The sequence below is a fragment of the Variovorax sp. OV084 genome, assembly GCF_900111625.1.
Classification (GTDB): domain Bacteria; phylum Pseudomonadota; class Gammaproteobacteria; order Burkholderiales; family Burkholderiaceae_C; genus Variovorax.
Window position 1 is genome coordinate 42,782 of record NZ_FOII01000001.1, and the last position, 18,507, is coordinate 61,288.

The window sequence follows — 18,507 nt, forward strand, 5'->3', positions numbered from 1 at the left end:
CGTTTACTTCAGCGCCTTGCCCTGTGCTGCGCCCAGCGGCGTGTGCAGTTGCGAGGGTACCCACGAGCCCGTGTTGTCGTCGCGCCCCTGCAGCAGGTAGCGCGTGTCGGCCTTGCCGTAGTTCTGCACTGCCATGGCCGAGAACTTGCCGATGTCGGTCTTCGGGTCGCGCAGGCGATTGACGATCAGCACCTTCTTCGTGTCTGCAAAGTCGGCCATCATGTTCTGGTCGCCTTCGCTGTCGCCGGCCACGAAGCTCGGGCCGTAGCCGTACTTGCTGACCAGGAAGCGCTGGATGTTCTTCGTCTTGCCCGGGCCCTGCGTCTGGTCGTAGCCGCGGCGGAACTCGGGCTGGATCACGCCGCTGGCATCGCGCTCCAGCTCCATCGCGAGCACGCGCTCGGGCGGATTGTTGTAGCCGAAGGCGGGGTTCGACGAGATCTCCTTGATCACATCGACGAACGATGCCGAGCACACCCACACGTCGAAGCCCGCGTTGCGGAAGGCGGCGTACAGCTCCTGCATTTCGGGCTGCAGGCGCAGGCCGTTCTTCCAGCTCACCGAGACTACGCCCGCGCGGCCCGGCAGCGCGGTGGGCGAAGTCCACTTGACCTTGGCGACCGGCTCCTTCAGCTGCCATGCCACCGTGTCGGCCGTGAGCTTGCGCACCTGCGCCTCGGTCATGCCGGCGAAGAGGTACGTGACCCACGGGTAGGCCGTGTCGTGGTCGAAGGTGTCGCCGATGGCTTCGTACAGGTAGCGCACCTTGGTGGTGAATGCGCCGTAGTGCGGGCTCAGTGCCACCACGGCCAGCGACTGGTCGCCCTTCAGGCCCTTGTAGTTCTGGTAAAGCCAGGTGTAGCTCGCGACGATGTCGGGCACCACGCGGTCGATGTTCACCGGTTGGCCGGCCGCGTTGTTGTACGCGGGCAGGAAGTCTTTCTTCGGGATGTTCTTGCGAAGCGCCACTTCGAGCTGCGCGGGCGTGGCACCGAAGACGAGGTTCTCGAGCTGGTAGATGAGCGAGGCCTCTTCGATGTCGAGGAAGACGCTGGTGTTGTCCCAGTCGAACACCACGTACGGCCGCTTCGCGGCGTTGTAGCCCGGGCTGCCCTTGCCGAGGCTGGCGATCAGGCCCTCGATCTGCGCGCGGTTGAAGGCGTCCCAGTGGCCGGGCGAAAGGGCCGGCCTCGCGGAGGACGACAGGCTGGCACAGCCGGCCGCAGCCATCGCAGCGGCAATTGGCGAGAGAAGAAGGAGGCGACGTTGCATTGCTTTTTTCCTGTTTGAGTGCATGCGTTGGACAAAAAAAGACGATGACGAGCGTACGAAGCGCTCGTGACAGTTCCGGCGTTGCCGCTTGTGGGTTGTGCTCAGCGCGCGAGCGATGGCGCCTGGCGCTGTTCAAGCACCGCGAGATCGCTCTCGTCCTTGAGCCCAATGCCGGTCAGTCCCCTGCGCAGGGACTCTCGCATCAGCCATGCCAGCTTGAACGCGGCCACTTCGTAGGGCAGGCCTTCGGGGCGCACGTTCGAGATGCAGTTGCGTTCGGCGTCGTGCCGGCCGCGCTTTGGCGAATGGGTCAGGTAGATGCCGAGGCTGTCGGGCGAGCTGAGGCCCGGGCGCTCGCCGATCAGCATGACCGAGAGCGCCGCGCCGAACAGTTCGCCCACTTCGTCGGCCAGCGCCACGCGCGCCTGCGTGGCGATGACCACGGGGGCAAAGCTCGTGTCGGGCGGCAGGTGCGATCGCAATGCCGCGAGCAGCGGCACCGTATGACGCGCCGCCGCGAGCGAGGAGAGCCCGTCGCCGACCACCACGCAGACATCGCAGCCATAGCGCCGGTCGCCGAGCAGGCGCGTGGCGGCGTCTTCATCGAGCTGGCGCCCGAGGTCGGGCCGGCGCAGGTATTCGGTGCGGTCCGCGGCGCGGCTGCGTGCGCGCGCCACTTCCCAGCGCTGCGCGGTCAAAGCGGCTTCGAGCGCATCGACGTCGAGCGCGGCGTGGATCGCGTCGCGGGCCATCGCATGCGCCCATCCGAAGCGCAGTGTCTCGTCGGTCGGCATGCCGGCGCCGGCGCGGCCCAGTGCCAGCCGCGCGGGCGTGGCCGAGCGCCATTGCGCCCAGGGGTTGGGGGTGACCGGTGAATCGCTCATGACGCGAGTGCGGAGAGCCCGCTCATGTCGGCCAGCAGCCGGTTGGAAGAGGGCGGTGCCAGCTGGCCGGCCGCATCGGTGATCTGCATGCGCTGCAGCCACGCTTCGAACTCCGGCGCACGCTTCAGGCCCAGTGTTTCGCGCAGAAACAGTGCGTCGTGGAAGGAGGTGCTCTGGTAGTTGAGCATCACGTCGTCCGCGCCCGGGATGCCCATGATGAAGTTGATGCCCGCCGTGCCCAGCAGCACGAGCAGCGTGTCCATGTCGTCCTGGTCGGCCTCGGCGTGATTGGTGTAGCAGATGTCGCAGCCAATGGGCAGGCCCAGCAGCTTGCCGCAGAAGTGGTCCTCGAGCCCGGCGCGGATGATCTGCTTGCCGTCGTACAGATACTCCGGCCCGATGAAGCCGACGACAGTGTTGATGAGAAAGGGCTTGTAGCGCCGCGCCAGCGCATAGGCGCGCGCCTCGCAGGTCTGCTGGTCGACGCCGAAGTTGGCGTTGGCCGAGAGCGCGCTGCCCTGGCCGGTCTCGAAGTACATGACGTTGTCGCCAATGGTGCCGCGCTTGAGCGACAGCGCCGCCGCGTAGGCCTCGTCGAGCAGCTCCGGCGTCACGCCAAACGAGAGGTTCGCCTTCTCGGTGCCTGCAATCGACTGGAACACCAGGTCCACCGGTGCGCCGGCTTCGGCCAGCTTGAGCGTGTTGGTCACGTGCGTGAGCACGCAGCTTTGCGTGGGAATCTCGAAGCGCTGGATCACCTCGTCGAGCATGCGCAGCAACTGGCCAAGCACCGGCATGCTGTCCGAGGCCGGGTTGAGGCCGATCACCGCATCGCCCGCGCCGTAGAGCAGGCCGTCGAGCGTGGAGGCCGCCACGCCGCGCAGGTCGTCGGTCGGGTGGTTGGGCTGCAGGCGCACGGCCAGGTGGCCGGGCAGGCCGACGGTGTCGCGAAAGCGCGTGACCACGCTGCACTTCTTCGCGACAGACACCAAGTCCTGGTTGCGCATGATCTTGGACACGGCCGCAACCATCTCGGGCGTGAGGCCCGGCGCAAGCGCAGTGAGCGTGGCGGTGGTGGCAGCCTCGGACAGCAGCCAGTTGCGGAAGTCGCCGACCGTGAGGTGCGACACCGGCGCGAAGGCTTGCGCATCGTGGCTGTCGATGATGAGGCGCGTGATGTTGTCGCTCTCGTACGGAATCAGCGCTTCGGTGAGGAACTGCTTGAGCGGCGTGTCGGCCAGCACATGGCGCGCGGCCATGCGCTGCTGCGCGGTGGCCGCGCCGATGCCCGCGAGGTAGTCGCCCGAGCGCGCGGGGCTCGCGAAGGCCATGACCTGCCGCAGGTCTTCGAAGGCGAAGACCTGGTCGGCGATGGTGGTGCGATACAGCATCTTTCTTCAGGTGTCAGGCGGAGGTCGTCGAAGAAGACAGCATCTCGTCGGGCGCGGCCGCTTTGCGCTGCGCCGATGTCAGCAGGAAGTAGCCGTACGCCGCGGCCATCAGCACGATGAACAGCAGCGTGAGCATGCCGTTGAACCACACCATCGCACCCAGGCACACCACGCCGAGCCCGAGCGCGATGGCCGGGAAGACCGGGTAGAAGGGCGCGCGGTAGGTGCGCAGCAGGTTCGGCTCGGTGCGGCGCAGCTTGAACAGCGCGGCCATCGAGATCAGGTACATCACGATGGCGCCGAGCACCGCCATGGTCACGATGTTGGCAGTGAGCGTCTGGCCGCCGAACTGCACCCACTCGTCGCTGAAGATGGCAATGACGCCGATCACGCCGCCGGCCAGCAGCGCGCGGTGCGGTGTGTCGAAGCGCGGGCTCAGGCCGGCGAAGTAGCGCGGCAGGTAACCGGCGCGCGCCAGCGCGAAGATCTGGCGCGAGTAGCCCATGATGATTCCGTGGAACGAAGCGATCAGCCCGAAGAGGCCGATCCACACCAGCATGTGCAGCCAGCCACTGTTATCGCCCACCACCGCCTTCATGGCCTGTGGCAGCGGGTCGTTGATGTTGGCGAGCTTGCGCCAGTCGCCCACGCCGCCCGCGAAGATCATCACGCCGAAGGCCAGCACCACCAGCGTGACGATGCCCGTGGTATAGGCGATGGGAATGGTGCGGTGCGGGTCGCGCGCCTCTTCGGCGGCCATGGCCGCGCCCTCGATGGCGAGGAAGAACCAGATCGCGAACGGTATGGAAGCGAAGATGCCCGAGATGGCCGCGCCGTTCAGCACGCTGCCGCCGGCCCAGCCGTTGGCCACGAAGTTGGCCATGGTCCAGCCCGGCGTGACCACGCCCATGAACACCAGCAACTCGACGATGGCCAGCACCGTCACGAACAACTCGAAGGCCGCCGCTATGCCCACGCCGACCCAGTTGAGCGCGATGAAGATCACGTACGCGCCCAGGGCGAACCACTTCGGGTTGATGCCCGGGAACTGCACGTTGAGGTACGCGCCGATGGCCAGCGCGATGGCCGGCGGCGCGAAGACGAATTCGATCAGCGTCGCAAAGCCCGCGACAAAACCGCCGTTGGGTCCGAAGGCGCGCCGCGCATAAGCAAAAGGACCACCCGCATGCGGAATGGCTGTGGAGAGCTCGGTGAAGCTGAAGATGAAGGTGGTGTACATCGTGGCCACCAGCACCGTGGCAACCAGGAAGCCGAGCGTGCCGGCCGTGTTCCAGCCGTAGCTCCAACCAAAGTACTCACCCGAGATGACGAGGCCCACCGCAATGCCCCAGAGTTGCACGGGGCCGAGCACTTTCTTGAGATGGCCGGTGCCTGTGTGGGCCGGCGCTGCTGCGCCAGTGCTGGCTTCGGTGGAGTTCATGCGGCTTCCTCTCTGCGTGAATGTTGACAGTGCACATTCAGCAAAGCAAGGGCCGTTCCAACGAGGCCGGCATGGGCCGATATGGGCCGCTGGCCATAATCGGGGCCTCTCAACCTTCGAGGTGTTTTGTGAAGTCTCTTTTCTGTGCCGCTCTCGTGTCCGTCTTTGCAATGCCCGCCGCGTTCGCGCAATCTGCGCCCGTGACCACGCCAAGCGGCCTGATCTACCAGTCGATCAAGGAAGGCACCGGCGCTTCGCCTGCGGCCACCGACGTGGTCAAGGTTCACTACCGCGGCACCTTCCCCGACACGGGCAAGGAATTCGACAGCTCCTACAAGCGCGGCGAACCCACCGAGTTCCCGCTCAACGGCGTGATCCCGTGCTGGACCGAAGGCGTGCAGAAGATGAAGCCCGGCGGCAAGGCCAAGCTGACCTGCCCACCGTCGATTGCCTACGGTTCGCGCGGCGCGGGCGGCGTGATTCCGCCGAACGCCACGCTGAATTTCGAAGTGGAGCTGGTGTCCGTCACCAAGCGCTGATCGTCAGATCTGCGCCATGCCGCCATCGACGAACAACTCGACGCCGTTGACGAAGCTGCTGTCGTCGGAGGCCAGGAACACCACGGCCTTGGCGATTTCGTCAGGCGTGCCGACCCGGCCCAGCGGGATGTTCTGGGTTTGTCCCTCGACGAAGCCCTGCACCTGCTCCGCCGTGAGGCCCAGCAGGTCGTAGGCGGGGGTCGGCACCACGCCGGGGCTCACGGCGTTCACGCGGATGCCGGCGTCCTTCAGGTCCACCGTCCAGCTGCGCGCAAAGCTGCGCACCGCCGCCTTGGTCGCGCTGTAGACGCTGAAGGCCGGGTTGCCCTTGATGCTGGTGATCGATGCGTTGAGCACGATCGATGCCCCCTTGGGCATCAGCGGCAGCGCCTTCTGCACCGTGAAGAGCAGGCCGCGCACATTGGTGCCGAAGATCTTGTCGAAGTGTTCCTCGGTGATCTGCCCCAGCGGCAGCAGGCTGCCGCCGCCCGCGTTGGCGAACAGCACGTCGAGGCGGCCTTTCTCCTGCTTGATGGTGGCGTAGAGCCGGTCGAGGTCTTCGAGCTTCGACACGTCGCCGAGCACGCCGGTCACGTTGCGCCCGATGGCCTTCACGGCCGCGTCGAGTTCGGCCTTGCGGCGGCCGGTGATGAACACGTGCGCGCCTTCGGCCACGAAGCGTTGCGCGGTGGCCAGGCCGATGCCGCTGGTGCCGCCGGTGACGAGGGCGATCTTGTCGTCGAGCTTGAGGGTCATGGTTTCTTCCTTGGTGGTTGCTGCAATGCAGCGTTGTCGATGGAAGCAAGTTTGGGCGCGACCCCCACGCGGACCAAGACGGCGCGCGGGATTTGTTTATTTCCGGATCACTAATAATTCGGCGATGGACCAGATCACCGCCATGCGCGTGTTTGCCCGCGTGGTCGAGGCCGGCACCTTCACGCGCGCCGCCGACTCGCTGCAGATGCCCAAGCCCACCGTGACGAAGATGGTGCAGCAGCTCGAAACGCACCTGCGCGTGAAGCTGCTGCAGCGCACCACGCGGCGCGTGACGGTCACGCCCGAGGGCGCGGCCTACTACGAGCGCACCGCGCGCGTGCTGGCCGAACTGGAAGACATCGAGTCCGACCTCACCAACGCGCAGGCCAATCCGCGCGGTCGGCTGAGGGTGGACGTCGGCTCCTCGCTGGCCAACATGATCCTGATTCCGCAGCTGCCGACGTTCCATGCGCGCTATCCCGAAATCGAACTCGAGATCGGCGTGAGCGACCGGCCGGTGAACCTGATCGGCGATGCGGTCGACTGCGTGATCCGTGCGGGCGAGCTGACCGACCAGTCGCTCGTGGCGCGCCGCATCGCGACCTTGCCCTTCGTGACCTGCGCCACGCCGGCCTATCTGGAGCGCCACGGCGTGCCGAAGACGCCCGCGGATCTCGGTGACGGCACGCACCGCGTGGTGGGCTATTTCTCGTCGCTGAGCAACCGGCCGATTCCGCTGCGCTATGGGCGCGGTGAAGAGCGCATCGAGATCCACGGCCACACAGTGGTGGGCGTGAACGAGAGCACGGCGCACCTGAGCGCGATGCTCACCGGCATGGGCGTGGCGCAGACCTTCGATGTGATGGCCGCGCCCTACCTGGCCAGCGGCGCGCTGGTCGAGGTGCTGCAGGGCTGGGCGCCCGAGCCGTATCCCCTGCACGTGGTGTACCCGACCAACCGGCACCTGAGCGCCAAGCTGCGCGTGTTCGTGGACTGGGCGGTGGAACTCTTCGCGCCCTACAACAAGGCCGGCAAGCGCTGAAGCGCCCGCGATTTCAGCCCGGCTGGTACTGGTACAGCCAGGTCTCGGTCAACGTCTGGTCGCCGTTCTTCATGTACATGCGCATGTCGATCGGCTCGTTGCCTTCGGGCGTGAAGTCGAACTGTGCGCGCCAGTGGCCCGGCACGCCGTTGGGCACGGCCTCGGCGAAGACGTACGAGAACTTGCCGCGCGCCGCCGTCAGCATCACCTCGGGCTTCACGCCGAAGGGCACGGCCTGCAGCGGCTGTCCGATGAACTCGACCATGAACTTGCGCACGCCCTGCGGACGCGGCTGGCCCGGCTGCCCGCCGCGCCCGATGCGCGTGGCCACGCAGCGCGCGAGAGGCGACGGAAAGGGTTCCTGGTCGGTCCAGTGCAACCGGTATTGCAGGCTGTAGCTGGCCCCGGCCTTCGCATCGGCCTTAGGCACCCAGAAGGCGACGATGTTGTCGTGGATCTCGTCGTCGGTCGGAATCTCGATGAGCTGCACCGAACCCTCGCCCCAGTCGCCCAGCGGCTCGATCCACAGGCTCGGGCGCTTCTCGTAGTTCACGCCGTCCTGGTAGTGGTCGAAGGCGCGATCGCGCTGCAGCAGGCCGAAGCCGCGCGGCTTGGTATCGGCGAAGGCCGAGGCGCGCGTCTGCGTGGGGTTGTTGAGCGGGCGCCAGATGCGCTCGCCCGCGCCGTTCCAGATTGCGAGGCCGTCGGAGTCGTGCACCTCGGGGCGCCAGTCGATGGCGGTGGGCTTGATGGTTTCCGAGTACCAGTACATCGACGTGAGCGGCACCAGGCCCAGGCGCGACACGTCGCGGCGCAGGAACATGCGCGCGTCGATGTCCATGATGACGGCCTTGCCGCGCTGCATGATGAACTTGAACACACCCGTGACGCTCGGCCCTTCGAGCAGCGCGTAGACCGTCATCGACGTGGTGTTGTTGGCGGCCGGCGTCTCGAAGTAGAAGCGCGTGAAGGTCGGAAACTCCTCGGGCTTGTCGGGCACTGCCACGTCGAGCGCGATGCCGCGCGCCGACAGGCCGTACTGGTAGAGCTCGCCGATCGCGCGAAAGTACGAGGCGCCGAGGAACGCGACCCAGTCGTTCTTCTGCCAGTCGAGCTTGCTCTGGTCGCCCAGGCGGCTTTCCTGCAGGCGAAAGCCCGCAAAGCCTGCGCCCGGCGGCAGCGCGCGGGCCGGGCTGTCGGGCGGCATCGAGAAGTAGGTGGGGCTGTAGAGCACCTCGCGGGAAAATGCGTCGCCGTCGGTGTTCTCGAGCACGTGCATGCGCACGGGCGTCTGGAAGAAGCGCCCGAGATGGAAGAAGGTAACGGGGAAGGCGCCGGGCCCGTCGCGGAAGAGGGCGTTGGCGGGGTCGAACTTGATCTTGCCGTGCGCGTCGTAGTCGATGCGGTCGAGCACCTCGGGCGCCAGTGGCGCGGCGGCTGCATAGGGCTTGGCGGCGAGCGACTTCGCCTGTGCGATCAACGCGTCGAAGGAAAAGGGCGTGGGCTGGCTCAGTTGCAGCCCGTTGGCGGCCAGTGCCTCCTGGGGCAGTCCGAGGGCGGCGAGTGCGGCAGCGGCACCACCGGCGGCAAGGAAGGATCGGCGATCAAGCATGTGGTTCTTGAGGGTTGCGAATCTTGAGGGAGAAGAAAGAAAAGCAGCGAAGACGATAGAGCATTCTCCGCGACCGGGAACAGCTGGTAGCTTGACCTGGCCCGGGGCCGCACCGCGTCAGCCATTCCGCGCAGCGCGGGCCGGACAAAGCCGGCACTTCACAAAATTGTGCGTTTATGTATCGGCGACGTCCGTCGCCTTCAGCGCGTAGAGCGCATACAGCGGCACCCCGAGAAACAGCATGACCATCGGGGCGAACAAGGTGTAGGGCAGGCCGATGCCTTCCAGCACGCGGTAAGTGTCGGTCAGCTGCAGGCGCGGATGGGGCTGCGTCAGTTCGGTAGAGCGACGGATGCCCCAGAGAAACTCTGCACCGGTCGTGCGCACCGACGGATGCTGCCTTCCGCGCCCCACCGCAAGCCAGCACATGGCGTCGAAGGCCAGCATCGAGCCTGCGGGCGCGCGTTCGCCGAAGGTGGCGAGCACCGCCTGCACCTGCTCGGGCTTCAGGTACATCAGCACGCCTTCGGTGAACAGGAAAACCGGCGCAGCGTTGCGCTTGCGCGGCAGGCCCAGCTGTTCCCACCAGTCGGGCGCGGTCAGGTCGAGCTCGCGCAGGTCGTGGCGTTCATTCGTCTCGGGGATCAGCTCGCGGCGCATTTCGAGCACCTCGGGCAGGTCGGCGTCGGTCATGTGGGACTTGCCGTCGTCCAGCCACTGGAAGTAATGGCTAAGGCCGCAACCCATGTTCACCACGCGGCCGCCGGGGTGCTGCTTGAGGAAGTCCTGGGCCAGGCTGCGGAAGCGACGGGTGCGCGAGAGGATGCTGTAGATGGTCGCCCGGTCTTCCGGCAGCGCTTGGCCGTCGTCGCGGATCTGCTCCAGGATGCCCGCGGCGTATGCGTCCCGCACGGCCACTTGCGGAAACATCGCGTCGCCCGAAGCCCGGGCGGCCAGGGGAATCCGCAAGGTCGAAGGAACGGCCGACAGGCGCCGTGCGCGTCTGCCGGTGGTCATGGATGCGGAAGAGAGGCCATGCACAAAGTCTGGCCGCTCCGGCATTGCGGGGCAAGTCAGTCTTTGGTTATGCCGGCGGGTGAGAAGCGCATGTCTGCGCAGGCCCGCGCCTTCAGCCTGCGGACTGTCCAGTCAATGTGCCTCGGGCTTGCCGCGCTGGCGCGCAAGATGGCGATAGATGGTGCTGCGGTGAACATCCAGCCGGCGGGCGGCCTTCGCCACGTCGTGATCGCAGGCCTTGAGTGCCTCGTCGATGGCGTGGCGTGTGATGCTCATCAGCGGTTCGGTGTGTGGCAGGGCATGGGGCGTCGCGTCGTCGGGCGGCGAAGTCCACGCGCCGACCAGATGCGCGGGAAGCATGGCCGCCGTCACCGAATCGCCCGCATCGGCAAGCGCCACGACCGCACGCAGCGTGCTGCGCAGCTCGCGCACATTGCCCGGCCAGCGGTAGGCGGCCAGCGCTTCGAGCGCATCGCTCTCCAGCCGCAGGTGCTTGGCCGCGCCGCCTGCCTCGAGGAACAGCCGCGAGATCAGCGCGTGCCGGTCGCCGCGCTGGTGCAGCGGCGGCAGGGCGACTGTGAACCCTGCCACGCGATACATCAGGTCGGCACGAAAGCGCCCGGCCTCCACCAGTGCCGGCAGGTGGCCGTGCGTGGCGCAGACCAGGTCGAAGTCCACCGCCACGCCCTGGCCGCCGCCCAGCGGCGTGACCACGCGCTCTTCGAGCACGCGCAGCAGGCGCGTCTGCAGGGGCAGCGGTATCTCCGCGATCTCGTCGAGGAACAGCACTCCGCCGTGAGCCTCGCGGATGCGGCCCGCCATGCCCTTGCGCTTTGCGCCGGTGAAGGCGCCTTCCTCGTAGCCGAACAGCTCGGACTCGATCAGCGTCTCGGGCAGCGAGGCGCAGTCCACTGCCACGAAGGGCCCCGCGCTGCGCCGGCTCGCGGCATGCAGCCGGCGCGAGAACACCTCCTTGCCGCTGCCGGTCTCGCCGTTGACCAGCACGGAGACGCCTTCGTTCAGCACCCGCACAGCCTTGTGCAGCAGCGGTTGTATGTCGTCGGCTTCAGTGGTCATGCCCGGGGACGACGTGGCGTGGCGAGCGGCGGTACGCGCTGTATCCGGCGTGTTCGAACGCTCCATCACCATCGCGATCTGCCGCCCGCCCGGCAGCGTCAGCAGGTTGCGCCGGTGCTCCATGCGTGGCCAGTTCGTGCCAAGAAAAGCCTCGGCGTCCAGGTCGAGCAGCCCCTCCCACGAGCGGCTGAACAGTTCGAGCGCTACACGGTTGGCCGCGACGATGCGCCCGCCCTCGATCACCATCAGCCCCTCGCGCGCGGTGCCGATCAGTGCCGGCCGCGCGTGGAAGCGCAGCACGTGGCCGCCGGCCTCGGCCAGCATCATGCGGTGCTCGACCTGCTGCGCCGCCATGCGCACCAGCCCCAGAGCATGCGTGTTCACGCGCACCGTCTCGCCAGAGATATCGAGCGCGCCCGCCAGTTCGCCGCGGCCGGTGAAGATGGGCGCCGCCGCACAGCCGAGCGCGCCGTTCTGCGCCAGGTAGTGCTCGCCGCCCAGCACCATCAGCGCTTCTCGCTCCGCCAGCGCCGTGCCGATGGCATTGGTGCCCCGGTTGTGCTCCGACCATTCCACGCCGGGCTGCAACGCAATGCGCTCGGCCTTGGGCAGGAAGTCGGCACTGCCGACCTCTTCGAGGATCAGCCCGCTGGCGTCCGACAGGATCACCACGCAGCCATTGCCGACCGCATGCTCGGCAAGGCCGTCGAGCTCGGGCTGCGCGCAGTTCAGCAGCCGCATGGCCTGCTCGCGCCGTTCGCTCAGCAATGCCAGCGCCATCGGCTCGGGGTCGATCACGTGGTGGTCGACCGGGCGGCTGCGCTGCCAGGAACGCGAGATGTGCGGTGCGATCCACGGAGCAGGGTCGCGGCCCTGCGCGAAGAACAGCTCGCGGGCCTGGTCCACTCCGATCGATGGCAAATGCGCTTCACCACTCATGCGTGTCTCCGATAGGTTTTCGCCTTGTGCGACATCCTAGTCGCCATATTCGCGCGAACATGTCGCAGATTGCGAATGAAAACCCGCTCCGGCATCGGTTTGCAGTGCGCAGGTGCCTAGGGAATGTCCCGATCCGGCCGGGTATGTGGCTTGCGGTAGTCCATGCGGGCCGCCGCATGTCGTGGCGCCACTACCTTGCATATGGAGACAAAGTCATGGACATGCTCGAACCGGGCAAATTCGGTACCGCGGTGCCGTTCAAGAAGCGCTACGGCAACTACATCGGCGGCGAATGGGTCGCGCCGGTGGACAACCAGTACTTCGAGAACATCACACCCGTCACCGGCAAGGTCTTCTGCGAGGTGCCGCGCTCCACGGCGGCCGACATCGACCGCGCGCTCGACGCCGCGCACAAGGCCAAGGGCGCCTGGGGCCGCACCTCGACCACCGAGCGCGCCAACATCCTGAACAGGATCGCCGACCGAATGCAGGAAAACCTGGCGGTTCTGGCGGCCGCCGAAACCTGGGACAACGGCAAGCCCATCCGCGAAACCACGGCGGCCGACCTGCCGCTGGCCATCGACCACTTCCGCTACTTCGCCTCGTGCATCCGCTCGCAGGAAGGCGGCATCAGCGAGATCGACCATGAAACCTTCGCGTACCACTTTCACGAGCCCATCGGCGTGGTCGGCCAGATCATTCCCTGGAACTTCCCGATCCTGATGGCCGTGTGGAAGCTGGCGCCAGCGCTGGCAGCCGGCAACTGCGTGGTGCTGAAGCCGGCCGAGCAGACGCCGGTGTCGATCCTGGTGCTGATGGAAATCATCGGCGACCTGCTGCCGCCGGGCGTGCTGAACGTCGTCAACGGCTTTGGCGTGGAGGCCGGCAAGCCGCTGGCGTCGAGCAACCGCATCGGCAAGATCGCCTTCACCGGCGAGACCACCACCGGCCGGCTGATCTCGCAGTACGCGAGCCAGAACCTGATTCCGGTCACGCTGGAGCTGGGCGGCAAGTCGCCCAACATCTTCTTCGCCGACGTGATGGACAAGGACGACGGCTTCTTCGACAAGGCGCTCGAAGGCTTCACCATGTTCGCGCTGAACCAGGGCGAGGTGTGCACCTGCCCGTCGCGCGCGCTGATACAGGAGTCGATCTACGACCGCTTCATGGAACGCGCGCTGAAACGCGTGGCCGCCATCAAGCAGGGCAGCCCGCTCGACATGGCCACGATGATCGGCGCGCAGGCTTCCAGCGAGCAGCTCGAGAAGATCCTGTCGTACCTCGACATCGGCAAGCAGGAGGGTGCGAAGGTGCTGATCGGCGGCGAGCGCCAGAAGCTCGAAGGCGACCTGGCCGACGGCTACTACGTGAAGCCGACCGTGTTCAGGGGCCACAACAAGATGCGCATCTTCCAGGAGGAAATCTTCGGCCCCGTGGTGTCCGTCACCACCTTCAAGGACGAGGAAGAAGCGCTCGCCATTGCCAACGACACGCTCTACGGGCTGGGCGCCGGCGTGTGGAGCCGCGACATGAACCGCGCCTTCCGCATGGGCAAGGGCATCCAGGCCGGCCGCGTGTGGACCAACTGCTATCACCACTACCCGGCGCATGCGGCCTTCGGTGGCTACAAGCAATCGGGCATCGGTCGCGAAAACCACAAGATGATGCTCGACCACTACCAGCAGACCAAGAACCTGCTGGTGAGCTACAGCGAGAACAAGCTGGGCTTCTTCTGATGACCGGCGAAGTCCTGCGTGTCACCGCGACCGATGCCGCGCTCGCGTTGATCGACAGGCTCGCCGCAAAGCACGGCCCGCTGATGTTCCATCAGTCGGGCGGCTGCTGCGACGGCAGTGCGCCCATGTGCTACGGGCGTGACGAGTTCATCGTGGGCGACTACGACCGGCTACTCGGCCACATCGGCGGCATGCCGTTCTACATCAGCGGGCCGCAGTTCGAGTACTGGCAGCACACGCAGCTGATCATCGACGTGGTGCCGGGGCGCGGCGGCATGTTCTCGCTGGAGGGGCCGGAAGGCTTGCGCTTCCTGACGCGCTCGCGGCTCTTCACCGACGAGGAGTGGGCGGTGCTGGAGGCCGAAGAGGCGAAGTAGCAAGGGAAGGCGGGAGGGCGTTGCGCAGATAGACTGGGGGCGTTTTTCGATCAATCTCCAAGGAGCACCCCGTGAAGATCAGCGCGCCCCCGAGTCCGGCTGCGCGCCGGACTTTTCCGTTTGAAGGAAATGTGGTTTCCGCGAAAACCACTTTCCCGGTGACCTGGCCGACGCCATAGTTGCCGACCACCAACCCCAGCACAAGAACAGGAAACCGAATGAGCACCCTCGACATCGTCGGCCTCTGCGGCAGTCTTCGCACCGGCTCCATCAACCGGGCCGCCCTGAACCTCGCAGGCTCGCTGATGCCCGAGCCGATGGCCATGGAGGTCGTCGAATGGCGCGAGGTGCCGGTGTTCGACGCAGACGTGTTCGCCAAGGGCTACCCCGCATCGGTGCAGGCGCTGCGCGACCGCATCCGCCGCGCCGACGGCGTGGTGATTGCTACGCCCGAATACAACTTCTCGATTCCGGGCGGGTTCAAGAACATGATCGACTGGCTCAGCCGCGGCGAAGACCAGCCCTTCGCGCACAAGCCGGTGGCCATCCTGTCGGCATCGCCGGGGCCGGTTGGCGGCGCGCGCGTTCAGTACGACCTGCGCCGCGTGCTGTTGTTCGTGAACGCGATGGTGCTGGCGAAGCCCGAGGTCTTCATCGGCGGCGCGGGCGGCAAGTTCGACGCGGACGGCAACTGCACCGACGAGACGACGCGCAAGTTCGTCGGCGACCAGATGAAGGCGTTCGAGAAGTGGATCGCGGCGGTCAAGCGGATGGCGGCTGGCTGAGTCTTCGCCCGCTAGGTCGATGAGGCGAGTAGCTGACGCACCAACAGCTGTACAGCGGGCGAGAGCGTGGCCCCCATCTTCGTCGCCATCAGCAACCGCCGCGTGGCCCACGCATCCTTCAGCCGCACGACCTTCAGATCGAGCGCCGCAACCTGCGCCTTGCACGCGGCCAGCGGCACCACGCCGATGCCGAGATTGGCTGCGATCATGTGGCACATCGCATCGAAGCTGCGCACCTGTACGCGCAGGCGCATCGGGATGCCGGCCTGCTCTGCTGCGCGCGACGTGAGCTCCAGCAGCGAACTGCTGCGGTTCAGGCCGACGAATTCGTGCGCGAGGCAGGTCTTGAAGTCGACCTGCTTCACGCGGCTGCGCGCCAGCGGATGCTGCTTTGCGCACAGCACCACGAGTTCGTCGGTCTGGAAGGGCGCGACGTCGAGCCCATAGGCGGGTGTGTTCTCCGCGAACACGCCGACGTCGGCGAGCCCGTCGACCAGTGCGCGCACGATGTCGCCGCTCAATTGCTCTTCGACCTCCACTCGGATGTCGGGATGCTGCGCGAGAAAAGTCGCGAGCGTCGTGGGCAGGAACTCGGTCAGCGCCGACATGTTGGCCCACAGCCGCACATGGCCGCGCACGCCGCTTGAGTAGTCGTTGATCTCGTTGCTGAACTGCTCGAAGCCCTGGAACAACCGCATCGCATGCTGCATCGCCACATGGCCGGCGGGCGTGAGCGCGATGCCTTGCGCGCTGCGTTCGAGCAGCTTCGATCCCGTTGCTGCCTCGAAGTCCGAAAGCCGCCGGCTTGCCGCCGACAGCGCGAGGTGGCATGCCTCCGCGCCCTTGGTGATGCTGCCCGACTGCGCGACCGCGCAGAACAGGCGCAGCGTCACGAAGTCGACACGGGCGGGGTTGATCGGGCTGGGCATCGGCGGATTCTAGAGAGGCGCGGCCACCCCTTCGCGTTTTGCGAAGGAGTGCTGCCGTCACAGCAATTCCGCCTGGCGCAATCTGTTCCTAGAGTCGGACCTTACCCAACAAGGAGACGGACGCGGACATGAATGCACTCGAAGGCCTGAAGGTGCTGGAGCTCGGCCAGCTCATTGCCGGCCCCTTCGCCGGGAAGACACTGGCGGAGTTCGGCGCCGATGTGATCAAGGTCGAGCCGGCCGGTGTCGGCGACCCGCTGCGCAAGTGGCGGCTGCTGCGCGATGGCACTTCGGCATGGTGGGAGGTGCAGTCGCGCAACAAGCGTTCGGTGTGTCTCGACTTGCGCAGCGCCGAAGGCCAGGAGGCGGCGCGCGCGCTGGCGCTCGAGGCTGACGTGCTGATCGAGAACTTCAAGCCCGGCACGCTCGAAGGCTGGGGCCTGGGGTGGGAGCAGCTGCACGCGTTGAACCCGCGGCTGATCATGCTGCGCATCTCGGGCTACGGGCAGACCGGGCCTTATCGCGACAAGCCCGGCTTCGGCGTGCTCGGCGAATCGATGGGTGGGCTGCGCTATCTGAGCGGCGAGCCGGGGCGGGTGCCGGTGCGCGTGGGGGTGTCGCTGGGCGACACGCTGGCGGCGCTGCACGGCGTGATCGGCGTGCTGACCGCGCTGCACCATCGCATGGCCCATGGCGGGGAAGGGCAGTTCATCGACGTGGCGCTGTACGAGTCGGTGTTCAACGTGATGGAAAGCCTGCTGCCCGAGTACGCCGCCTTCGGCGCGGTGCGCGAGCGCGCCGGCAGCGCATTGCCCGGCATTGCGCCGACCAACGCTTACCGGTGCAACGACGGACACTACGTGCTGGTGGCCGGCAACGGCGACAGCATCTTCCGCCGGCTGATGCGAGCCATCCGGCGCGCGGACCTGGAGAACGACGCGGAGCTTGTGCACAACGATGGGCGCGTGCGGCGCGTGGCGGAGATCGACGCCGCCATCGAGGCATGGACGCTGCAGCGCAGCCGCGATGAAGTGCTGGCCGCACTCGACGCTGCTGGCGTGCCGGTCGGGCGCATCTACACCGTGGCCGACATCGCGAGCGACCCGCAGTACCTGGCGCGCGAGATGATCGTTGAGGCGCCCACATCGGACGGCGCCACGCTGAAGGTGCCCGGCGTGGTACCCAAGCTCAGCGCCACGCCGGGACGCATCGCGCACCCGGCGCCACGCCTTGGCGAGCACACCGGCGATCTGCAAAGTGCCGGCTGGCCAGCGCGCCGCGTGGAAAGCGGGCTCCTCGTATGAAGACGGGCAACGGCATGCGGCTATTCATCAACGAGGTCGCCACCCGTGACGGCTTCCAGATGGAGAGCCGCTTCATTCCCACCGGTGACAAGGTCGCGTTGATCGACCGGCTCAGCGGGCTGGGCTACGCCAAGATCGAAGTCACGTCGTTCACTTCGGCAAAAGCAATTCCGGCATTGCGCGACGGCGAGGAGGTGATGCACCGCATCGCCCGGCGCCCCGGCGTGGTCTATACCGCGCTGGTGCCGAACGTACGTGGCGCCGAGCGTGCGCTGGAAAGCCACATCGACGAATTCAACATCGTCATGTCGGTGAGCGAGACGCACAACCTCGCCAATTTGCGCATGACGCAAGAGCAGTCGCTCGCGCAGTTGGCCGGGGTCGTTGCGCTGGCGAAGCAGGCCGGGGTGCCGGTGAACGTGTCGCTCTCGTGCGTGTTCGGCTGCCCGATGGAGGGCGAGGTGCCGCTGGCAGCGGTGCAAGGCTGGATCGACCGTTTCGCTGGGCTGGAGGTGCAGGGCATCACGCTGTGCGATACGACGGGCATGGCCTATCCCACGCAGGTGCGGGGCCTTTGCGAGAACGTCGTCGCGGCTCACCCGCAGATGGACTGGACGGCCCACTTCCACAACACACGCGGCATGGGCCTTGCGAACACAGTGGCCGCCGTCGAGGCCGGCATCCACCGGCTGGACATGTCGCTCGGTGGCATCGGCGGCTGCCCCTATGCACCGGGCGCGACCGGCAATGTGGCGACCGAGGACGTGGTGCACATGCTGCAGTGCATGGGCCACGACACCGGCATGGACCTGGGCGGCCTGATCGCCGCCGCGGCCGAGCTGGAATCGCTCGTACAGCATGAGCTGTCGAGCCAGGTCTCGCGCGCGGGCCATCGGCTGACCCGGCATGCACCGCCCGCGGATTTCAATGACATCGTTGCCCGTGCCAAGGAGCGCGGACAGAAGGAGCTCCACCCGTGATCGACCACCTGGACCACCTCGTGCTGACGACTGCGCACGAAGAAGCCTGCACCCGTTTCTACGTCGATGTAATGGGCATGGCGCTCGAAAGCTTCGGCGCCGGCCGCAAGGCTTTTCGCTTCGGCAACCAGAAGATCAACCTGCACATCAAGGACCACGAGTTCGAGCCCAAGGCGCAGCTGCCGACGCCGGGGTCGCTCGACCTGTGCTTCATTGCCAGCGTGCCGCTCGAGGAAGTCATCGCGCGGCTGAAGGAGCACGACGTGCCGATCCTCGAAGGCCCGGTGATGCGTACGGGCGCTACATCGCGCATCCGCTCGGTCTATGTGCGCGACCCCGACCTGAACCTGATCGAGATATCGGAGCTGGCGCCCTGACGGTGCGGGCCCGAAGACAGCAAGCCAAATACAAAACCACCGGAGACAA

The 18,507-nt window shown here is 66.7% G+C and carries 17 protein-coding genes; 8 read left to right on the forward strand and 9 right to left on the reverse strand.

Features of this window, described 5'->3' with window-relative positions:
- Positions 1–3: 3 nt before the first annotated feature.
- The 4 genes from BMW87_RS00235 to eat form a co-directional block, all read right to left on the reverse strand.
- Positions 4–1,272 carry an HAD family hydrolase gene (locus tag BMW87_RS00235; protein WP_093073286.1) on the reverse strand — a complete coding sequence of 423 codons (1,269 nt, stop codon included), beginning with the start codon at positions 1,270–1,272 and terminating at the stop codon, positions 4–6.
- A 101-nt stretch (positions 1,273–1,373) separates the two neighbouring features.
- Positions 1,374–2,156 (reverse strand): ethanolamine ammonia-lyase subunit EutC, encoded by a 783-nt coding sequence (gene eutC / locus BMW87_RS00240; RefSeq protein ID WP_093055602.1) that lies wholly within the window; start codon positions 2,154–2,156, stop codon positions 1,374–1,376.
- On the reverse strand, positions 2,153–3,547 hold the full coding sequence (locus BMW87_RS00245; protein ID WP_093073288.1) for an ethanolamine ammonia-lyase subunit EutB: 1,395 nt from the start codon (positions 3,545–3,547) through the stop codon (positions 2,153–2,155). The genes eutC and BMW87_RS00245 overlap by 4 nt, the downstream gene beginning before the upstream one ends.
- A gap of 13 nt (positions 3,548–3,560) precedes the next feature.
- Positions 3,561–4,988, reverse strand: a complete 1,428-nt coding sequence (gene eat, locus BMW87_RS00250) for an ethanolamine permease (RefSeq protein WP_093055605.1) — start codon at positions 4,986–4,988, stop codon at positions 3,561–3,563.
- 170 nt (positions 4,989–5,158) lie between these two features.
- On the opposite strand from eat, the gene BMW87_RS00255 reads away from it, so the two are divergent.
- Positions 5,159–5,527, forward strand: coding sequence for an FKBP-type peptidyl-prolyl cis-trans isomerase (locus BMW87_RS00255; protein ID WP_176928807.1), 369 nt, complete (start codon positions 5,159–5,161; stop codon positions 5,525–5,527).
- 3 nt (positions 5,528–5,530) lie between these two features.
- Here the strand turns inward: BMW87_RS00255 and BMW87_RS00260 are convergent, their stop codons facing one another.
- The gene (locus BMW87_RS00260) at positions 5,531–6,283 is read right to left on the reverse strand and encodes a glucose 1-dehydrogenase (RefSeq protein ID WP_093073290.1); all 753 of its coding nucleotides are present in this window, start codon (positions 6,281–6,283) and stop codon (positions 5,531–5,533) included.
- Between the two features lie 124 nt (positions 6,284–6,407).
- Here BMW87_RS00260 and BMW87_RS00265 point away from each other — a divergent pair, with 124 nt between their 5' ends.
- On the forward strand, positions 6,408–7,325 hold the full coding sequence (locus tag BMW87_RS00265; protein ID WP_093055611.1) for a LysR family transcriptional regulator: 918 nt from the start codon (positions 6,408–6,410) through the stop codon (positions 7,323–7,325).
- A 13-nt stretch (positions 7,326–7,338) separates the two neighbouring features.
- Here the strand turns inward: BMW87_RS00265 and BMW87_RS00270 are convergent, their stop codons facing one another.
- The 3 genes from BMW87_RS00270 to BMW87_RS00280 form a co-directional block, all read right to left on the reverse strand.
- Positions 7,339–8,937 carry an OpgD/OpgG family glucan biosynthesis protein gene (locus tag BMW87_RS00270; protein ID WP_093073292.1) on the reverse strand — a complete coding sequence of 533 codons (1,599 nt, stop codon included), beginning with the start codon at positions 8,935–8,937 and terminating at the stop codon, positions 7,339–7,341.
- 174 nt (positions 8,938–9,111) lie between these two features.
- Positions 9,112–9,954 (reverse strand): class I SAM-dependent methyltransferase, encoded by an 843-nt coding sequence (locus BMW87_RS00275; protein ID WP_093055615.1) that lies wholly within the window; start codon positions 9,952–9,954, stop codon positions 9,112–9,114.
- Between the two features lie 132 nt (positions 9,955–10,086).
- Positions 10,087–11,970 (reverse strand): sigma-54-dependent Fis family transcriptional regulator, encoded by a 1,884-nt coding sequence (locus BMW87_RS00280; RefSeq protein WP_093073294.1) that lies wholly within the window; start codon positions 11,968–11,970, stop codon positions 10,087–10,089.
- A gap of 215 nt (positions 11,971–12,185) precedes the next feature.
- On the opposite strand from BMW87_RS00280, the gene adh reads away from it, so the two are divergent.
- The 3 genes from adh to BMW87_RS00295 all read left to right on the forward strand — a co-directional run bounded on the left by adh (position 12,186) and on the right by BMW87_RS00295 (position 14,868).
- Entirely contained in the window at positions 12,186–13,706 is a 1,521-nt protein-coding gene (gene adh / locus BMW87_RS00285) for an aldehyde dehydrogenase (RefSeq protein WP_093055619.1), read from the forward strand.
- Positions 13,706–14,083: a DUF779 domain-containing protein gene (locus BMW87_RS00290; protein WP_093055621.1), complete on the forward strand. Its 378-nt coding sequence runs from the start codon at positions 13,706–13,708 to the stop codon at positions 14,081–14,083. Before adh ends, BMW87_RS00290 begins: the two co-directional genes overlap by 1 nt.
- A 218-nt stretch (positions 14,084–14,301) precedes the next feature.
- The gene (locus BMW87_RS00295) at positions 14,302–14,868 is read left to right on the forward strand and encodes an NADPH-dependent FMN reductase (protein ID WP_093055623.1); all 567 of its coding nucleotides are present in this window, start codon (positions 14,302–14,304) and stop codon (positions 14,866–14,868) included.
- Positions 14,869–14,879: 11 nt separating this feature from the next.
- Here the strand turns inward: BMW87_RS00295 and BMW87_RS00300 are convergent, their stop codons facing one another.
- Entirely contained in the window at positions 14,880–15,797 is a 918-nt protein-coding gene (locus BMW87_RS00300) for a LysR family transcriptional regulator (protein ID WP_093073296.1), read from the reverse strand.
- A 128-nt stretch (positions 15,798–15,925) separates the two neighbouring features.
- Here BMW87_RS00300 and BMW87_RS00305 point away from each other — a divergent pair, with 128 nt between their 5' ends.
- From BMW87_RS00305 to BMW87_RS00315, 3 genes are read left to right on the forward strand one after another with little or no spacing between them, the layout of a single operon-like run.
- Entirely contained in the window at positions 15,926–17,101 is a 1,176-nt protein-coding gene (locus BMW87_RS00305; RefSeq protein WP_093073298.1) for a CaiB/BaiF CoA transferase family protein, read from the forward strand.
- Positions 17,098–18,081, forward strand: coding sequence for a hydroxymethylglutaryl-CoA lyase (locus BMW87_RS00310; protein WP_093073300.1), 984 nt, complete (start codon positions 17,098–17,100; stop codon positions 18,079–18,081). The genes BMW87_RS00305 and BMW87_RS00310 overlap by 4 nt, the downstream gene beginning before the upstream one ends.
- Entirely contained in the window at positions 18,078–18,458 is a 381-nt protein-coding gene (locus BMW87_RS00315) for a VOC family protein (RefSeq protein WP_093055629.1), read from the forward strand. The genes BMW87_RS00310 and BMW87_RS00315 overlap by 4 nt, the downstream gene beginning before the upstream one ends.
- Positions 18,459–18,507: the final 49 nt, after the last annotated feature.